The sequence below is a fragment of the Streptomyces sp. NPDC001922 genome, from assembly GCF_042891165.1.
Lineage (GTDB): Bacteria > Actinomycetota > Actinomycetes > Streptomycetales > Streptomycetaceae > Streptomyces.
The window spans coordinates 1-16,953 of record NZ_JBIASV010000020.1; the positions used below are offsets into that span (position 1 = coordinate 1).

Sequence of the window (16,953 nt, forward strand, 5' to 3'; positions counted from 1 at the left end):
GCCTTCGCGCCGCCACAGGAGGCCGCGCCCGTACCGGGATTCGCCCCACCGGCGGCCCCCGCCCCCGCCCCGGCCCCGGCCCCCCCCCCCGCCCCCGCGCACACCCCAGCCCCAGCCCCAGCACCCGCACCCCCGGGCCCCCCCCCCCCCGCCCCCCCCCCCCCCCCCCCCCCCCCCCCCCCCCCCCCCCCCCCCGCCGCGGCGCGGCCCCCCCCCCCCCCCCCCCCCCGTCCGCTGGGTGCGGTGTGTCCGCGCCGGCCTCAGATGGTGCCGAAGCCCACCTTGCGGGCGGTCGGCTCACCGATCTCCACATAGGCCAGGCGGTCGGCCGGAACCAGGACCTTTCGGCCGTGCTCGTCCACCAGGTTCAGCAGCTGTACCTTGCCGCCGAGCGCATCGGCCACCGCGCGCTCGATCTCTTCGGCAGGCTGCCCGCTCTCCAGAGTGATCTCGCGGGGTGCGTGCTGCACGCCGATCTTGACCTCCACGGCTACGTCCCTCCGACGGTTCGGGATTCCCCCTGGCTGTGCTCAGGGAGGGGCGCGGTACGCCGCGCCGTACGCAGCACACATTAGCCCGGTGCGGGGACTGTGAAGCCGCCGTCCGTGCACGCCGGCAGCGAACACGGCTCACTTCTGCGCGGCGGCCCCGTGCATCGGGAAACCGGCGATGCCGCGCCAGGAGAGCGACGACACCAGCTTCGCCGCGGCGTCCCGCGGCAGCTTCTGGCCGGAGCCCAGCCAGTAGCGCGCGGTGATCTGCGCCATGCCGCACAGGCCGACGGCGAGCAGCATCGACTCCTCGGGCGGCAGGTCGGTGTCCTCGGCGATGACCTCGCACACCGCCTTCGCGCAGTCCAGGCTCACCTTGTCGACCCGGTCGCGGACGGCCGGCTCATTGGTGAGGTCGGACTCGAAGACGAGGCGGAAGGCACCGCCCTCGTCGCCGACGTAGGCGAAGTACGCGTCCATGGTGGCCGCGACGCGCTGCTTGTTGTCGTTGGTCGAGGCGATGGCCGCCCGTACCGCGTGCAGCAGCGACTCGCAGTGCTGGTCCAGCAGTGCCAGATAGAGGTCCAGCTTGCCGGGGAAGTGCTGGTAGAGCACCGGCTTGCTGACGCCGGCCCGCTCGGCGATGTCGTCCATCGCCGCCGAGTGGTAGCCCTGTGCGACAAAGACCTCCTGAGCCGCGCCCAGGAGCTGGTTGCGTCGGGCTCGGCGCGGCAGGCGCGTGCCTCGCGGGCGCGCCTCGGTCTGCTCGATGGCTGTCACGCCGCCTCCCATAGGTGGTTGAGTGCGCGGCGACGCAGTGTGCACCGCGCCCGCCATCGTACTTTTGGGTAACCCGGACGCGCGCGGTGCGGGCCGAGAATTTCACGGACCGGACAGTAGGCACGGTCGGTCGAACGGCCGACAAAAGGGACAGGTCACGGACGGTCGTCCTCGTCCTCCCCGGGGTGCACCACCCGGGACTGCTCCAGGGCATCCGCCGGATCGACCTCCAAGTCCGTTTGCGGCAGCGTGTCTTCGGCCGGTGGGACCACGTCGAGGTGCTGGTCGGCGGTGTCGGCGTCGGGGGCCTCGATGGAGAACTCGGACAGATCGTTCCCGGGCTCGAAGTTCTCGGGATCACTGGGATCGGCAGTCATGCCGGCCCCCTTTCCAGGGCGACCGCCCTCTACACGGGCCAGGGGCCCCTCTTCGTGACCGGCCGGGGTCCACGGCCCGGGCGGCGCGCCCCGAGGTGCCGCCGCCGGCCCGCCGGTGTCCGGCATGAGTCCTCCTCGCCTGCGGTGTCGGTGCGGGCGGCCGTCCGGATCCGGCCCGGGCCGGGTGAGGGAACGGCGGTCCGCGATGCCATGCCTTCGTGTGACTGCGAACACACGGGCCGCCGCGTGATCGTCTCGTAACATTGCCGCATGTCGTCGACCGAGCTGCCGGGTACCCGGACCGCCGCGGGGGTAACCCCGGACGACGGCGCGCGAGCCGGCTCCGGGGAGGAGCTGAGATCGGTCACCCTTCCGGGGCTGCAGCTCACCGTCCGCTCCCGCCCACCGGTCCGCCCCGGGCTGCCGCCCGCGCTCTGTGTCCACGGGCTGGGCGGCTCGTCGGTGAACTGGTCCGCGCTGATGGCCGCGACCGAGGCGGACGTCGACGTGGAGGCCCTGGACCTGCCCGGATTCGGCCACTCGCCGCCGCCCGACAACGGTGACTTCTCGATCTCCGGCCACGCCCGGGCCGTCATCCGCCACCTGGAGGCCGCCGGACGCGGCCCCGTCCACCTGATCGGCAACTCCCTCGGCGGCGCCGTGGTGACGCGGGTCGCCGCGGTCCGCCCGGACCTGGTGCGCACCCTCACGCTGGTCTCGCCCGCGCTGCCCGAGCTGCGCCCGCAGCTCTCCGCGCTGCCCACGGCGCTGCTCGCGGTCCCCGGCGTGACCTCGCTGTTCGCCCGGATGACCCGCGACTGGACCCCCGAGCGGCGGACCCGCGAGGTGCTCGCCCTCTGCTACGGGGACCCGGGGCTGGTCGATCCCGCCGGCTTCGCCGCCGCCGTGGCCGAATACGAGCGCCGGCTGGGGCTCCCCTACTTCTGGGACGTGATGACGCGCTCGGCCCGCGGGGTCGTCGACGCGTACACCGTGGGGGGCCAGCATTCCCTCTGGCGGCAGGCCGAACGGGTGCTCGCGCCCACGCTGCTGGTGTACGGCGGCCGGGACCGGCTGGTGTCCTTTCGCATGGCGCGGCGGGCCTCCCTCGCCTTCCGCGACTCCCGGTTGCTGACCCTGCCGGACGCCGGGCACGTCGCGATGATGGAATATCCGGAGGCGGTGGCGCGGGGTTTCCGCGAGCTGCTGAGCGAGAACGCCGCCGAATCGGGCAGGAGCTGAGTCGACGCGTGGGACGTCATAGCCGTCGCGGCCGTACCGAAACGGCCGGTACCACGGGGACAGGTGCGCAGGAGTCCGGCCCGGCCGACGGGCAGGCGGCCGGCCCCGGTCCGGGACGCCGCCGCCGTGTCGCCGAACCGGGCGGCGGGCCGCACACCGCCCCGGTGCGGGGGCACTCCGGCGCCGCCGAGGACACCGGCGGCTTCCCCCGGCCGCAGCCCCTGTCCGGCACCCCGCCGCAGGGCGTTCCGCGGATGCCGCCCACCCGTGGGGGCCACCCCGAGCACCGGGAGCGCGGCGGAGCCTGGGGCACACCGCCCGCCGCCGGAACCCCGCCGCGGGGCACCCCCGTGGCCGGTGCCCGGCGCCCCGGAGCGGACGCACCGTCCGGGCCGAACGCCCGCGGCGGACCGGCCGGGGCGTGGCAGCGCGTGCCGGGCGGCACGACGTCCGGTCCGGCGGCGGGCCGGGCCCAGGGGCCGTCCGGCGGGACCGGCCCGGAGGCGCGGGCCGCGGGTGCCGCGACGGTTCCGCAGGGCCGGGGCACGGCGACCGTCGGCTCCGGAGCCGGGGCGAGCGGCCTCGTCCCGAAGCCGCGCCAGGAGTACCTCGACGCCTTCGAGGAGGACGTCTTCACCGCGGGAGCGCCGTCGGCGGTCACCACGGCCTCCGAGGAGCCGTTCGAGGAGCGGGCGGCGGGCCAGGGCGGGGACGACGAGCCCCCGGCCGAGGTCCGGCGGACCGGGGAGCGCGGCGGGGACGGCCGGGGCGGCAAGGGCCGCACCCTCGCCGGGATCACCGCCGCGGCGGTGACCACCGTGCTCGCCGTGGTGGTGGCCGGACAGGTCGCCGACGGCGGCCGGAACAGCGCCACCCCGCAGGCCGCCAACGACCTGGCGCGCAAGAACGCCGACGAGGCGTCCCGTTCGAAGGACCGCCCCACGCCGGCCCGCAAGCCGGCGGCCGCCGCCTCGTACCAGGACCGGATGGCGGTCCGCTACCCGCTGGACCCCCGGCTCGCCGGATCCGGGGACTTCGCCGCCGTACCGGGGGGTGACACCGCGCCCGGCAAGGGCCAGGTCGTCAAGTACCGGGTGGACGTGGAGAAGGATCTCCCGCTCGACCGGGAGCTCTTCGCGCGGGCCGTGCACCGGACCCTGAACGACGAGCGGAGCTGGGGCCACGGCGACTCCCGCACCTTCGAGCGGGTCTCCGGCAAGGACGCCGACTGGGTGATCACCCTGGCGAGCCCGGGGACCACCGCGACGTGGTGCGCCAAGGCGGGTCTGGACACCACGGTCGACAACGTCTCCTGCGACGCCGCGTCCACCGAACGCATCATGATCAACGCGTACCGGTGGGCCCAGGGTGCCAAGACCTACGGCGACAAGATGTTCTCCTACCGCGAGATGCTGATCAATCACGAGGTGGGCCACCGGCTGGGACGGAACCACGAGTCGTGCGAGAAGCAGGGCGCGCTCGCTCCGGTGATGATGCAGCAGACGAAGTTCCTGGCCACGGACGGCGTGGTCTGCAAGCCGAACGCCTGGCCCTTTCCCGAGGGGTGAGTCCCGAGGGGTGAGTCCCGGGGGCTGACTCGCGGGTCGGTTTCCGGAGGCTGATCTCCGGGGGCCGGTCTCCGGGGGGCCGGCCTCTTGTGGGTGGCCGGGCCCGCGGTGGGGCCGGCCGGGTCATGGCGTGGGCCGGGGCGAGGCCGTGTCCACCACCCCTCGGCCGCGTGGGCAACCGACCGTGCGCGGCGCTTCTCCGGCTCGTCGCTCTTCCCTGCGCATCCGCGCGCTCCCGTGCGCCCGAGGGCGCCTCCGGCAACCGTGTCCGGACTCCCGTTGCCCCCGAGGCGTACGGAACCCCCGCGGCCCCGGAGGCGTGCTCACCGGCGCCGGACGGGCACGGACTTAGCGCGTCCCAACGCCGCCGTGCCGGGAAAGTCACGAGCGTTCACCCCTTCCGGTGGCGCGATGGACAACCGTCCATCGCGCCACCGGCATGCCCGCATACGGTCTTTCCGCTGCCGGTCGGCGGCGACGACAGGGAGAACCGGGGGTGCACACATGCGCGTTGGGCTGCTTACGGAGGGTGGGTACCCGTATGCGACCGGTAAGGCGAGGCTGTGGTGCGACCGGCTCGTACGCGGGCTCGCGCAGCACGAGTTCGAGATCTACGCCCTCAGCCGCAGCGAGCGTCAGGAGTCGGCCGGCTGGGTCGAACTGCCGCCGCAGGTCGACCGGGTGCGGACCGCACCGCTGTGGGGGACGGACGCGGAGTGGCGGCCCGGCGGCGCCTCGGCGCGGGCGGCCGGGCGGGTGTACGGGCGGCGCGAGAGACGGCGGTTCGCCGGACACATGGGCGAACTGGCGGCCGCGGTCTGCGGTGCGGAGGACGGGGCGCAGGGACAGGCGGACCGTTTCGCCGCAGGGCTGTACGGGCTCGCCGAACTCGCCCGGGAGCGCGGCGGGCTGCCGGTGGCGCTCCGCTCCGAGGCCGCCGTCCGGGCCCTGGAGGCCGCCTGCCGGGCCCCCGGTGCGCTGCGCGGCGCCCAGGGGGTGAAGCTGTCCGACCTCCTCACCGTGTCGGAGGTCCTGGAGCGCGCGCTGCGCCCGCTGTCCCTCGACTGGTACGGCGAGGGGGAGCAGGGGCTCGGCGGTGTCGATCTGTGCCACGCCACGTCCGGCGGTGCCGCCGCTCTTCCCGGGCTGCTGGCCAAACGCTTCTTCGGGGTGCCGCTGCTGGTCACCGAGTACGGCGTCCGGCTCCGCGAGTACTACCTCGGCTCCGCGACCGCGCCCCTCACCCTGCCGGTGCGGGCCCTGATCGCCTCCTTCCAGCGGCAGCTGACCGCCGAGGTGTACGGCGGGGCGTCCCTCGTCACCCCCGGCAACACCCACGCCCGGCGCTGGCAGGAGCGGTGCGGAGCCCCCCGGGAGAAGGTGCGGACCGTCCATCCCGGCATGGACGCGGGGCGGTTCGCGGCGGTCGGCGAGGAGACGGGCGGCCCGTCGGCCGGCCTGGCGACCGGCTTCCCGGCGGCCGGTGAGGGCGAGGACGAACCGACGCTCGTCTGGGTGGGGCGGATCGAGCCCGCGAAGGACCTCATCGCGCTGCTGCACGCCTTCGCGCGGATCCGGACGGCGGTCCCGCGGGCGCGGCTGCGGATCGTGGGCGCGCCCGGACGCGGCGCGGAGGCGGAGACGTACGCCGCGCACTGCCGGGTGCTCGCCGCCCAGCTCTTCCCCGACGAGGCCCGGGACGCGCGGAGCGTCGGCGACTGCCCCGTCTCCTTCGAGGAGCCCGGCAGTCCGGAGGTGCCCGAGGTCACGGACGCCTATGCGTCGGCCACCGTGGTGCTGCTGTCGAGTGTCGTCGAGGGCTTCCCCGTCAGCCTGGTCGAGGCGATGTTCTGCGGGCGGGCGACGGTCTCCACCGATGTCGGTGCCGTCTGCGAAGTCATCGGCGGCACCGGCCTGGTGGTGCCGCCGCGCAATCCGCGCGCGCTGGCGGACGCGTGCGTGGCACTGCTGCGCGACCCGGAGCGCCGGGCCCGGCTCGGGGCCGCTGCGCGGGCGCGGGCACTCGAACTCTTCACCGCCGAGCAGAACATCGCGGCATTTCGTGGCATCTACCTGGAGCTGATGTCGCACAGCCCCGTCCGGCGGGAGGAGGCCGGCGGGCCCGGTGCCCCGCAGCCCTTCACCCGGCCCGCGGAGGCCCATGTCCCGGGGCGCTGGGCGGCCACCGGCCGCACACCCCTGCCGCGCTGGGCGGCCCCGGGGACCCTTCCCACCGGTGAACGGGACGCCGCCGCCCGGCCCGAGGACGCCGAAGCCGGAGCGCTCTGCGGTGCCACGCACGGGGCGGGCACGCAGGGCGGCCGGCACGCCGTGGACACCTCCTACGACGGTGCCCCCGCGGATCCGGGCCGGCACGGAAAGGCCGAGTCATGACCGCGCCCGGGACGACGGAGTTCCCGACCGGCCCCGGAACGCCGTACGCCGCGACGCCCGAGGCGGGCGAGGGCGGGACGCCGGAGCCGGTCCCGACGGAGGGGCCGGAACAGGGGGTACGGCGGGAGCCGGTGCCCGGGCCGCGCGCGGGTGGATCGGCCGCGGCCGACGGCGGGGCGGCGGTGACCGGTGGGGCGACCGGAAGCGACGGAGCAAGCGGAAGCGACGGAGCAAGCGGAACCGGCGGGGTGACCGTTGCCGGCGGGGCAAGCGGAATCGGCGGGGTAACCGATGCCGGCGGGGCAACCGGAACGGGTGGAGCAACCGGAACCGGTGGGGAGTCCCGGATCGGCAGCGTGACCGGAGTCGACGGGGCAACCGGTGCTGATGGGGCACCTCGTGACGAAGTCACCCTCGGCTCGTCCCGCGCCCTCCCCGCCCGGGGGGCGGCGCGGCCCGCGGCCCGCCGGGGGCCCGCCGACCCGGTGAAGGCGCTGCTGCACCGGCACCGGGAGCTGTGCGCGCGGGCCGTCGATCCGCTGGAGATCGCCGCCGGTCTGGAGGCCCACGGGGTCACGGACCGGACCGCTGCCCGCTTCCGGCACCGGGACGTGTTCTCGCTCGCCGAGGAGCTGTACGCCCGCGTGCCGCGCACCGCCGCCGACACTTCGGTGGCCGGGGCGCCGGCGGCGGGTACACCGGACCCGGACACCGCCGGGGAGGGCGGGCTCCCCGGCGCGATGCGGGCGCTGTTCCTGCTGCCGGGCGCCGTGTGCGCCGTCGCGGTCGCCGGGGTGCGCCTGCTCGAACCGGTCGGGCCGGTGTCCCGGCTGGGCGCCGGGCTCCTCGGCGCGGTGGCGGTGGCGATCGCGCTGCGGGTGTGTCTGCGCCGCGGTCCGCTGAGCCGCCGCGGCCGGTCCGGGAGCGGCGGCGCGCTGTGGACCTGCTGGCTCGGCGGCCATCTGCTGCTGGGCGAGGCGGTGCTGGGCCGGCTGGCCGGCGACGGCACCGGAGGTCTGTGGCCCGGTACCGCGGCAGCGGCCGCCGCCGTCGCCCTGACCTTCGCCGTCCTCCCCGCGGCCGAGTGCGCGCACGGGTTCGCGGTCCGCGCCCGGCGGAAGCTGGCGGCCAGTCGTGGGCTGGACGACTTCCGGGCCGGCGTCCGCCCGCTGCTGCCCGTCACCGTCGGCCTCTTCCTGGGCGCGCTGCTGGCCCTGCTCCTCCTGGCCCGGGCCGTCCTGGGTGCGGCGGGGCCGGCCGGCGGCCTCGCACCGGCAGCCGCCCTGGGCGTGCTCGTCTTCGTCGCCCGGCTGACGACCGTCCACGGCCGTCCGTCCGCCGGGGCCGCCGGTCTCGCTGCCGCCTGCGCCGTGGAGATCGTGGCGCTCGGCTCCGTGGCGGCGGCCCGGATCCCCGGCTGCGCCGCCCTGTCGGCCCCGGTGGAGGCCGCGGTCCGGGCGTACGGCCCCGGGGTCGTACCGCTCACCGCCTGCTCCCTCGCGGCGGCGGCACTGCTGGTCCACGCCGCCGCCACTCTGACCCGGGCCTCGGCGCACTCCGGCACGCCGGGGGTGCCGCGGTGACCCCCCGCCGCACCACCCCTGGTCCCGGCCCGCGCACCACCGGCCGCCCCACGGCGCTGCACTGCCGCCGCGGGGGCCGTTGTGCCCGCGGCCGGGCCCGCGCGGCAGCGGTACGCCGCCCGGCCCGCGCCGTCCACGGCCCGTGGCCGACGGCCGCCGCCTTCGCGCCGTACGGGCGCACCCCTCGGAGCCCTGTACCGGCACACCCCACAGCTCCGGCCCTTCCCCCTAGGAGAACGAGAATGAGAGCACAGCTCCCCCCGGCGGAGCCCCGATGCCGCCGCCGCACGGCCACCGGCCTCCGCACGCGCCCCGCCGGGGAGCCGTCCCGTCCACAGCGGGAGGCAGCACGATGAGAGTGCTGCTGCTCGGTGCGAACGGGTATCTCGGCAGGCACGTCGCCGACCGGCTCCTCGCCGACCCGGCCGTCCAGCTCACCGCGCTCGGCCGCGGCGACGACGCCGACGTCCGCTTCGACCTCGCCTCGGGGAGCCCCGGAGCGCTGACCCGCTTCCTCAACGCGGTGCACCCCGGCGTGGTGATCAACTGCGCGGGTGCCGTGCGGGGCGGCGCCCGGGAGCTGACCCGGCACAACACGGTCGCCGTCGCCACCGTCTGCGAGTCGCTGCGCCGCAGCAGCTGCGGCGCGCGGCTGGTGCAGATCGGCTGCGCGTCCGAGTACGGGCCGTCGCAGTCCGGCTCGTCCACCGCCGAGGACGCCGTACCGCGCCCCGGCGGCCCGTACGGGGTGAGCAAGCTCGCCGCGACCGAGCTGGTGCTCGGCTCCGACCTGGACGCCGTGGTGCTGCGGGTCTTCTCGCCCGCCGGGCCCGGCACCCCGGCCGGGTCGCCGCTGGGCCGCCTCGCGGAGGCGATGCGCCGCGCGATGCAGGCCGGGGACAGCGAGCTGAAACTCAGCGGGCTGGGTGTGCAGCGCGACTTCGTGGACGTCCGGGACGTCGCGCGGGCCGTGCACGCCGCCTCCCTCTCGGCGGCCCAGGGTGTGGTGAACATCGGCACCGGCCGCGCGGTCCGCCTCCGGGACGCCGCCGCCCTGCTGGGCCGGGTCGCGGGCTACGGCGGTGCGGTGCACGAGCTGGAACCGGGCCATCCGCGCGGCGGCCTGGCCGGGCCCGGCGGGGACCACCTCGGTCTCCAGCCCGCCTTCCCCTATCCGGACGGCTGCGGTTCCTGGCAGCAGGCCGACGTGCGCACCGCCCGGGACCGGCTCGGCTGGCGCCCCCGCATCAACCTGGAGGAGTCCCTCGCCGACATCTGGATGGAGGCGGCATGTCGCATCTGACCTCCACCGGCCGCCGCAGACCGGGCGCGCCGGGCGGGACCGGGCTGGGGTTCGGCGTCCCCGGCTACGCCCATCCGCTGGTGGCGCCGGTCGAATGGGCCGAACTCACCCGGCCCGGGATCCCGCTGCACTGGGCGGTGCTCGACATCGACCGCGGGCCCGGCGTGCTGCCCGATCCGCACTGCCTGGAGGCGGCGGGCCGGCTGACCAACGCCGGTGTGCGGGTCCTCGGCCACCTCGATCTGCGGTACGGCACCCGCCCCTTCGGGGAGCTGGTCTCCGAGGCGCACCGGTTCGTCGACTGGTACAAGGTGGCCGGCTTCTCCCTCCAGCGCTGTCCCTCCGGTGCGGCGGAGCTGCCGGAGACCCGGCGGCTGGTCACCGCGCTCCGGGCGGTCCTGGACGGTGCCCATGTGGTGTCCTGCCACGGCGGCCACCCGCACCGGGGCTACGCCCACTGCGCCGACCAACTGGTGACGTTCTCCGGCCCCTGGTCCGAATACCGCTGGTCACAGGTGGCGGAATGGACGGCGGAGCACCCTCCGGAGCGGTTCTGCCACCTGGTGCACGGTGTGCCGCGGACCCATCTGGAGGAGGCCATGCGCATCGCCCGCTGGCAGGGCGCCGGCACCATCTATTTCACGGACCACACCGACCGGGGGGACGGTGTCGCACCCTGGGAGGCGCTGCCCGGCTACTGGGACGACATCGTCTCGCGTATCGGACCTGGTGTCTCGGAATGAGGCGGAGCGTGGCAGTGTTACGGGAAGACCAACCCGTACTCCTACTGATCCGGAGTCCCCGTGTCGCTGCCACCCCTGGTCGAGCCGGCTGCCGAGCTCACCGTCGACGAGGTCCGCAGGTACTCCCGCCACCTGATCATCCCCGATGTCGGAATGGAAGGTCAGAAGCGGCTCAAGAACGCCAAGGTGCTGTGCGTCGGTGCAGGCGGCCTCGGCTCGCCGGCGCTGATGTACCTCGCCGCGGCCGGCGTGGGCACGCTCGGCATCGTGGAGTTCGACGAGGTGGACGAGTCGAACCTGCAGCGCCAGATCATCCACAGCCAGTCGGACATCGGCCGCCCCAAGTCCGAGTCGGCGCGTGACTCGGTGCTGGGCATCAACCCTTATGTGAACGTCGTGATCCATGAGGGACGCCTCGAGGCGGACAACGTCATGGAGATCTTCTCCCAGTACGACCTGATCGTCGACGGCACCGACAACTTCGCCACCCGGTACCTGGTCAACGACGCCTGCGTGCTGCTGAACAAGCCGTACGTCTGGGGTTCGATCTACCGCTTCGACGGTCAGGCCTCGGTCTTCTGGTCCGAGCACGGCCCCTGCTACCGCTGCCTCTACCCGGAGCCCCCGCCGCCGGGCATGGTGCCGTCCTGCGCCGAGGGCGGCGTGCTGGGCGTGCTGTGCGCGTCGATCGGTTCCATCCAGGTCAACGAGGCCATCAAGCTGCTCGCGGGCATCGGTGACCCGCTGGTGGGCCGCTTGATGATCTACGACGCCCTGGAGATGACCTACCGGCAGGTCAAGGTCCGCAAGGACCCGGAGTGCGCGGTCTGCGGGAAGAACCCGACGGTCACCGAGCTGATCGACTACGAGGCGTTCTGCGGCGTCGTCTCCGACGAGGCCCAGGAGGCCGCGGCCGGTTCGACCATCACTCCGGCGCAGCTCAAGGAGTGGATCGACAGCGGCGAGAGCATCGACATCATCGATGTCCGGGAGCCGAACGAGTACGAGATCGTCTCGATCCCGGGTGCCCGGCTGATCCCGAAGAACGAGTTCCTGATGGGCACCGCCCTGCAGGGCCTGCCGCAGGACAAGAAGATCGTCTTGCACTGCAAGACGGGCGTCCGCTCCGCGGAAGTTCTCGCGGTCCTGAAGAACGCGGGCTTCGCGGACGCCGTCCATGTGGGCGGAGGCGTGATCGGCTGGGTCCACCAGATCGAGCCGACGAAGCCGGTCTACTAGACGAGGCCGGTCCCCACTGGACGACCGGTCCACTCGACGACCGGTCCACCGGACGAGGCTGCCGCACCCGGCTCCGTCGGCCTCGCTGCCGGGGCCGAGCGGCCGGGGTGCGAACGCGGCGACGGGCCGCCCACCGATGGTGGGCGGCCCGTCGTGGCTCCGGGGCGGCAGGTCCGGCGAGCAGCCCGTCACCCCGGGGAGCCTGTCACGTCGGGGAGTCCGTCACGTCGGGCACACGGTGCCGTCCCGGGGGACCTTTCCGTCGAGCAGGTAGGCGTTGATCACCTTCGTCACGCAGCTCCCGTTGCCGTAGGCGCCGTGTCCCTGGCCCTTGTTGGTGACCTCGATGCCGACGCCCTTGCCGAGTCCCTCGGCCATCCGCTTCGCCCCCGCGTAGGGCGTGGCCGGGTCGCCGGTGTTGCCGACGACGAGGATCGGGCCGGCGCCCGGAGCGGAGACGTCCACGCCGTCCGCCTTCCCGGTCACGGGCCAGCCGGTGCATTGCAGCAGTCCCCAGGCGAGGTTGTCGCCGAAGACCGGGGACGCCGCGCGGAACTCCGGCAGCTTCGCCCGGACTTCGTCGGGGGTGTAGCGGCTCTTGTCGTCGGCGCAGACGATCGCGGTGTTCGCGGACTGGATGTTGTTGTAGTGGCCCTGCTGGTCACGGCCCGTCAGTGAGTCGGAGAGGGCGAGGAGCAGGTTCCCGGTCCTGAGGTTCTGCGCCTCCTCCAGACCCTGCTTCAGATACGGCCACAGGTCCTGGGAGTAGAGGGCCTGCACGATGCCGTTGAGGGCGTGGGTCTGGTTCAGCCGGCGGCCGTCCTCCGTGGGCAGCGAGGTGGAGTCGAGCTGCTGCAGCAGATCCTTGATCCGCTGCTCGCCCTGTTCCGGGTCGGTGCCGGTCGGGCAGGACGCCTTCTGCGCACAGTCCTTCAGGAAGCTGTCCAGCGCGAGCTGGAAGCCCTTGGTCTGGGCGAGGGCGCCCTGTTCGGGGTTCTCGGCCGGGTCGACCACGGCGTCCAGGACCATCCGTCCGACCTTCCGGGGGAACAGATGGGCGTAGGCGGCGCCGAGTTCGGTGCCGTAGGAGATGCCGAAGTAGTTCAGCTTGTCGTCGCCCAAAACCTCGCGCAGCAGGTCCAGGTCGCGGGCGGCGCTCTCGGTGCCCACGTGCGGCAGTACCGTGCCGGAGTTCCGCACGCAGGCGGCGACGGACTTCTTGGTGTCGGCGAGCCCGGCCCGTACCTCGGTGGCGTTGTCCGGGGTGCTGTCGGTGGCGTACAGGGCGTCCAGGCCCTTGTCGTCGAGGCAGCGCACCGCTTCGCTCTCGCCGACTCCCCGCGGGTCGAAGCTGACCAGGTCGTAGCGGGAGTGGAGGGTGGTGTAGTCCTCCTTGGCGGCGGACGGCAGCGTGGCCACGCCCGAGGCGCCGGGGCCGCCGAAGTTGAAGACGAGGGAGCCGAGCCGCCGGTCCTGGTCCTTCGCCTTGACGCGGATCAGGGCGACATCGATGCGTTTGCCGTCCGGGTTGGACCAGTCGAGTGGCACCTGGAGGGTGCTGCACTCCCACGCGGCGCCGTCCGGGAGGGGTTCGGGTGCTCCCGCGCCGGCGCCCTGGAGCGTGGAGGGGGCGGGGCAGCTCTCCCACGCGAGCTGCTGCTCGGTGAGCGGGCCGGACCGGGCGCTCGCGTCCCCGCTGCCGCACGCCGCGGTGGCCGTGGCGGCCAGGGCGCCCGCGGCGGCCAGTGCGCCTGCCCGCAGGATCCGGGTGCGCCGGGACCGCCGCCCCGAGGACCGCTGCCCCGACGGGGGCCGCGGGGGCGGGGCACCGGTGGCGCCGTCCGTCACCGGGGCGGGGCGGCCGGGCCCGCCCTCCCGTCCCGGGCGCGGACGTTCCGACGGCGCCCGCACGGAGAGCGCCCGCAGGGACCGCGCCCGTATGGATCGTGCTGCCCGGGACACCGCCCGTATGTGCACATAGGCCATTCAAGAACTCTAGGTCACCGGTCCGGCCGTCGGCCCGGTGACCGAGCCCGGCCCGCGGCTCCGCGGGCCGCCGCACCGGCACCGCCTCAGATGGCTTCCTTGCGGGTCAGGTGCGTGAACGAGAGCCAGCCCGGCAGGACCGGCAGCCAGAACGTCATCAGCCGGAACAGCAGCACCGCGGGGGTGGCGATCTCCTTCGGCACCCCGGCGGCGATCAGCCCCAGCGTCAGCGTGGCCTCGACCGCGCCGACACCGCCCGGCGTCGGCGCCGCCGACCCGAGCGCGTTGCCCGCGAGGAAGACCACGGCGAGGCTCGCGTAGCTCAGCTCGCCGCCGAACGCGCGGATGGAGGCGTCCAGGCACATCACGAAGGCCAGCGTCAGCAGCAGCATGCCGCCGATGCCGGTGACCAGCTTCTGCGGCCGCTGCATGATGTCCAGCATCCGCGGCACCACACCGGCGAACAGGGACCGGACCCGGGTCGAGATGAACTTCCGCAGCGCCGGGACCGCCGTCACGATCAGCGCCAGCACGGCCGCCGTCAGCAGCCCGGCGATCACCGTGCGGGACGGGGAGAGCGACGGGGTGCGTTCCGTCCCGGTGAGATAGCCGAAGATCATCAGCAGCATGATGTGCACCCCGAGCCCGACCAGCTGGGACGCGCCGACACTGGCCACCGCCAGCCCCGGCCGGACGCCCGCGCGCTGCAGGAAGCGGGTGTTGAGCGCGACCCCGCCGACCGCGGCCGGGGCGACGAGCTTCACGAACGAGCCGGCGACCTGGGCCAGTACGGTGCGGACGAACGACACCTTCTCCGGCACGAACCCCAGCAGGTTCAGGGCGGCGGCGACATAGCTGAGCGCCGAGAAGAGCAGCGCGGCCGCCACCCAGCCCCAGTTCGCCTCGGCGATGACGTCCTTGAAGCTCACATGGGTGAGCTGGGACAGCAGGAAGTACGCGGCGAAGGCGCCCGCGATGATGCTGACCAGGGTGCGCGGCCGGATCCGTTCCAGCCGGGCCGGCTCGACCGTGGCCTGCGGCCGGATCAGCAGGATCTGCTGCCGGATCTGGGCCAGCAGATCCTCCTCGCGGGCCTCCTCGATGGCCTCGTCGATCGCCTTCTTCTCGGCGTTCTTCTCGGCCCGCAGGGACTTGCGGTCACCGGCGGCGGCCTCGCCCTCCGCCTCCCGGGCCTCGCGGGACGCCTCCAGCACGGCCTCCCGCTCCCGCTGCGCCCGCTCCTTGGCCTGGTGCCGCAGCGTGGCCCGGGTGCCGCGGCTGAGCGCGATGGGCTGGAGCAGCGGCAGGCTGTCGGCCACCGCGTCGGGCCCGAGGACCTCCACCGCGGCGGCCACCGACCGCTCCGCGCCGACCCGCAGGCCGAGGGTGGTGAGCAGCTGGGCGATGTCCATCCGGAGCACCAGGTCACCGGCGGCGATCTCGCCGCCGCGCAGATCGGTGAGGACGACCGCCCCGTCGTGGTCCACCATGACCGCGTCGCCGACGAGCCGGCGGTGCGCGATGCGCCGCGACTGGAGCGCCTGCACCTGCTGCCAGGTGCCGCGCAGCATCGCGTCGGTCAGTTCCTCGTCGGGGAGGGCGTCCAGGGTGCGGCCGCCGACGTGCTCGTAGACGAGCATCACGGCGTCCGGGCCGAGCTCGGAGGTGGCGATCAGCTTGGGGGCGTTGGCGCCGGCGGCGATCGCCGCGTAGGCCAGCAGCGCCTCCTGCTCCAGGGCCTGCCGGAGCGACTGGAGGCTGCGGCGCTGGGTGATGCCGCGCAGCGCCAGCCGCCGCCAGACCCGGTAGAAGAAGCCCTGGGCCTGCTGTTCCCGGTCGACCACGGTCACGTCGAGCGGCGGGCCGTCCTCCAGGGTGACGAGGTAGCGGCGGCCGCGCTCCTGGCGCTCGGCGTCCGCGTCGGCGTCCTCCTCCGCGCGCAGCGCGCTGACCGGCCGGAAGCCGACCCGGCGCAGCCCGGCGAGGAGGTTCTGGCCGGTAGGCCGCACGTTCGGCGAACCGACCGTGTAGAGCGTCCCGTACGCCACCGTCCAGCCGATGAGCACGGTGAGGATGATCGAGAAGGGCGTGGCGAAGCCGCCGATGAGGACGGCGAACACCTGGAGGGTGAGCACGCCCCAGAGCAGGACGCGCCAGCGCGGCCGGTGCGCCATCCCGACCGCCGTCATATAGGCGATGACGGGGGCGAGATAGCCGTGCACCGGGTCGGTGATCTCACCGTTCGGCGCCTGCTGGGTGAGGGCGTCCTGGATGGAGGCCGGGGCCGCCCGGGCGACCCACAGATCGGTGGCGAGCGCCACGCCGTGGGCCAGGACGGCCGCGAGCACGCCGTCCGCGATCCGCAGTCCGTCGCGTTTGATGAGCCGTTCCAGGGCGAACGCCACGGGGACGATCAGCACGGCGACGCTGGACGCGAAGCCGGTGAAGCTGATGAGCAGCGCGGGAGCCTGGCCGGCGCCCTTTCCGACGTCCTTCTCCAGGCCCTCGGTGGTGCCGTGGGCGAAGGCGGCGATGGCCAGCACGACGGCGACGGCGAGGACGCCGAGCAGCAGCCGGACCAGGTCGGCCGGGCGGTGCACCCGGGCCGGGAGCAGCGGTTCGTCGCCGGAGACCCGGTCGACGTGCGCGCTGTCCCCGTCGCAGCCGTCGGGGCCGGGCGGCGGGGGACCGGCACCGTCGCCGTCCCCGGACGGGGGCGCGCCGCCCGTGCCGGACGGGGGCGGGGTGCCGCCGGCGTCCGACGAGCCGTCGGCCGCCGGGCCGTTCCCGGGCGCCGGGTCGCTTCCGGGCGTTCCGTTCGGTTCCGGGGCGGCGTCGTCCGCGTCGTTCCGTGAGCCGGAGCCGCCGCGTGAGCCGGAGTGGCCCTGCGAACCGGCGTCCTGCTGCGGTGCCTCGTCGTGCGGAAGGCCGCCGTGCGGAAGACCGTCGTGCGGTGCCCGGTCGTCGTGCGGCGCCGGCTCTGCGTCCGGTGCCGGCTCGTCGTGCGATGTCATGGCGTCGTGCGGTGGGGGGTCGGTGGGGGACGGCGTCACCCGGGCGGGCGACCGGTCGTCGTGCGGCCGGGCGGCGTCCGCGGGGGGCGCGGCCGTGTCCGGGCGCGACGGCGCGTCAGAGGTGCGGGCCTCTCCCTGTGGAGGCTCGGCACTCTGCTGCCCGGTCGTCTCTTTTTGATCTCGTATCACCAGTCACCGCCCGGAAGATGGTGGCATGGCCCGACCCCTGAGGA

General features: G+C 74.7%; 12 protein-coding genes. 7 read left to right on the forward strand and 5 right to left on the reverse strand.

Annotated features, from left to right (window positions below):
* Positions 1-260: 260 nt before the first annotated feature.
* The 3 genes from ACFYYR_RS29955 to ACFYYR_RS29965 all read right to left on the reverse strand — a co-directional run bounded on the left by ACFYYR_RS29955 (position 261) and on the right by ACFYYR_RS29965 (position 1,648).
* Entirely contained in the window at positions 261-488 is a 228-nt protein-coding gene (locus ACFYYR_RS29955; RefSeq protein WP_388860475.1) for a DUF3107 domain-containing protein, read from the reverse strand.
* A 141-nt stretch (positions 489-629) separates the two neighbouring features.
* Complete coding sequence (locus tag ACFYYR_RS29960) at positions 630-1,271, reverse strand: TetR/AcrR family transcriptional regulator (protein WP_388860478.1); 642 nt, start codon at positions 1,269-1,271, stop codon at positions 630-632.
* A 155-nt stretch (positions 1,272-1,426) separates the two neighbouring features.
* Positions 1,427-1,648 carry a hypothetical protein gene (locus ACFYYR_RS29965; RefSeq protein ID WP_388860481.1) on the reverse strand — a complete coding sequence of 74 codons (222 nt, stop codon included), beginning with the start codon at positions 1,646-1,648 and terminating at the stop codon, positions 1,427-1,429.
* Between the two features lie 270 nt (positions 1,649-1,918).
* On the opposite strand from ACFYYR_RS29965, the gene ACFYYR_RS29970 reads away from it, so the two are divergent.
* From ACFYYR_RS29970 to moeZ, 7 genes are all read left to right on the forward strand, one after another.
* Entirely contained in the window at positions 1,919-2,890 is a 972-nt protein-coding gene (locus tag ACFYYR_RS29970) for an alpha/beta fold hydrolase (protein ID WP_388860484.1), read from the forward strand.
* An 8-nt stretch (positions 2,891-2,898) separates the two neighbouring features.
* A complete protein-coding gene (locus tag ACFYYR_RS29975; RefSeq protein WP_388860487.1) occupies positions 2,899-4,458 on the forward strand; it encodes a DUF3152 domain-containing protein in 1,560 nt (519 codons plus the stop codon).
* 504 nt (positions 4,459-4,962) lie between these two features.
* Positions 4,963-6,852 carry a DUF3492 domain-containing protein gene (locus ACFYYR_RS29980; protein ID WP_388860490.1) on the forward strand — a complete coding sequence of 630 codons (1,890 nt, stop codon included), beginning with the start codon at positions 4,963-4,965 and terminating at the stop codon, positions 6,850-6,852.
* A gap of 356 nt (positions 6,853-7,208) precedes the next feature.
* A complete protein-coding gene (locus ACFYYR_RS29985; RefSeq protein WP_388860493.1) occupies positions 7,209-8,435 on the forward strand; it encodes a hypothetical protein in 1,227 nt (408 codons plus the stop codon).
* Between the two features lie 352 nt (positions 8,436-8,787).
* A complete protein-coding gene (locus ACFYYR_RS29990) occupies positions 8,788-9,738 on the forward strand; it encodes an NAD-dependent epimerase/dehydratase family protein (protein WP_388860496.1) in 951 nt (316 codons plus the stop codon).
* Positions 9,726-10,481: a spherulation-specific family 4 protein gene (locus tag ACFYYR_RS29995; protein WP_388860499.1), complete on the forward strand. Its 756-nt coding sequence runs from the start codon at positions 9,726-9,728 to the stop codon at positions 10,479-10,481. Before ACFYYR_RS29990 ends, ACFYYR_RS29995 begins: the two co-directional genes overlap by 13 nt.
* A gap of 60 nt (positions 10,482-10,541) precedes the next feature.
* On the forward strand, positions 10,542-11,720 hold the full coding sequence (gene moeZ, locus ACFYYR_RS30000) for an adenylyltransferase/sulfurtransferase MoeZ (protein WP_388860502.1): 1,179 nt from the start codon (positions 10,542-10,544) through the stop codon (positions 11,718-11,720).
* 222 nt (positions 11,721-11,942) lie between these two features.
* On the opposite strand, the gene ACFYYR_RS30005 is transcribed toward moeZ, so the two are convergent.
* A complete protein-coding gene (locus tag ACFYYR_RS30005; RefSeq protein WP_388860505.1) occupies positions 11,943-13,706 on the reverse strand; it encodes an alpha/beta fold hydrolase in 1,764 nt (587 codons plus the stop codon).
* 86 nt (positions 13,707-13,792) lie between these two features.
* Positions 13,793-16,720 (reverse strand): flippase-like domain-containing protein, encoded by a 2,928-nt coding sequence (locus ACFYYR_RS30010; protein ID WP_388860508.1) that lies wholly within the window; start codon positions 16,718-16,720, stop codon positions 13,793-13,795.
* Positions 16,721-16,953 lie beyond the last annotated feature (233 nt).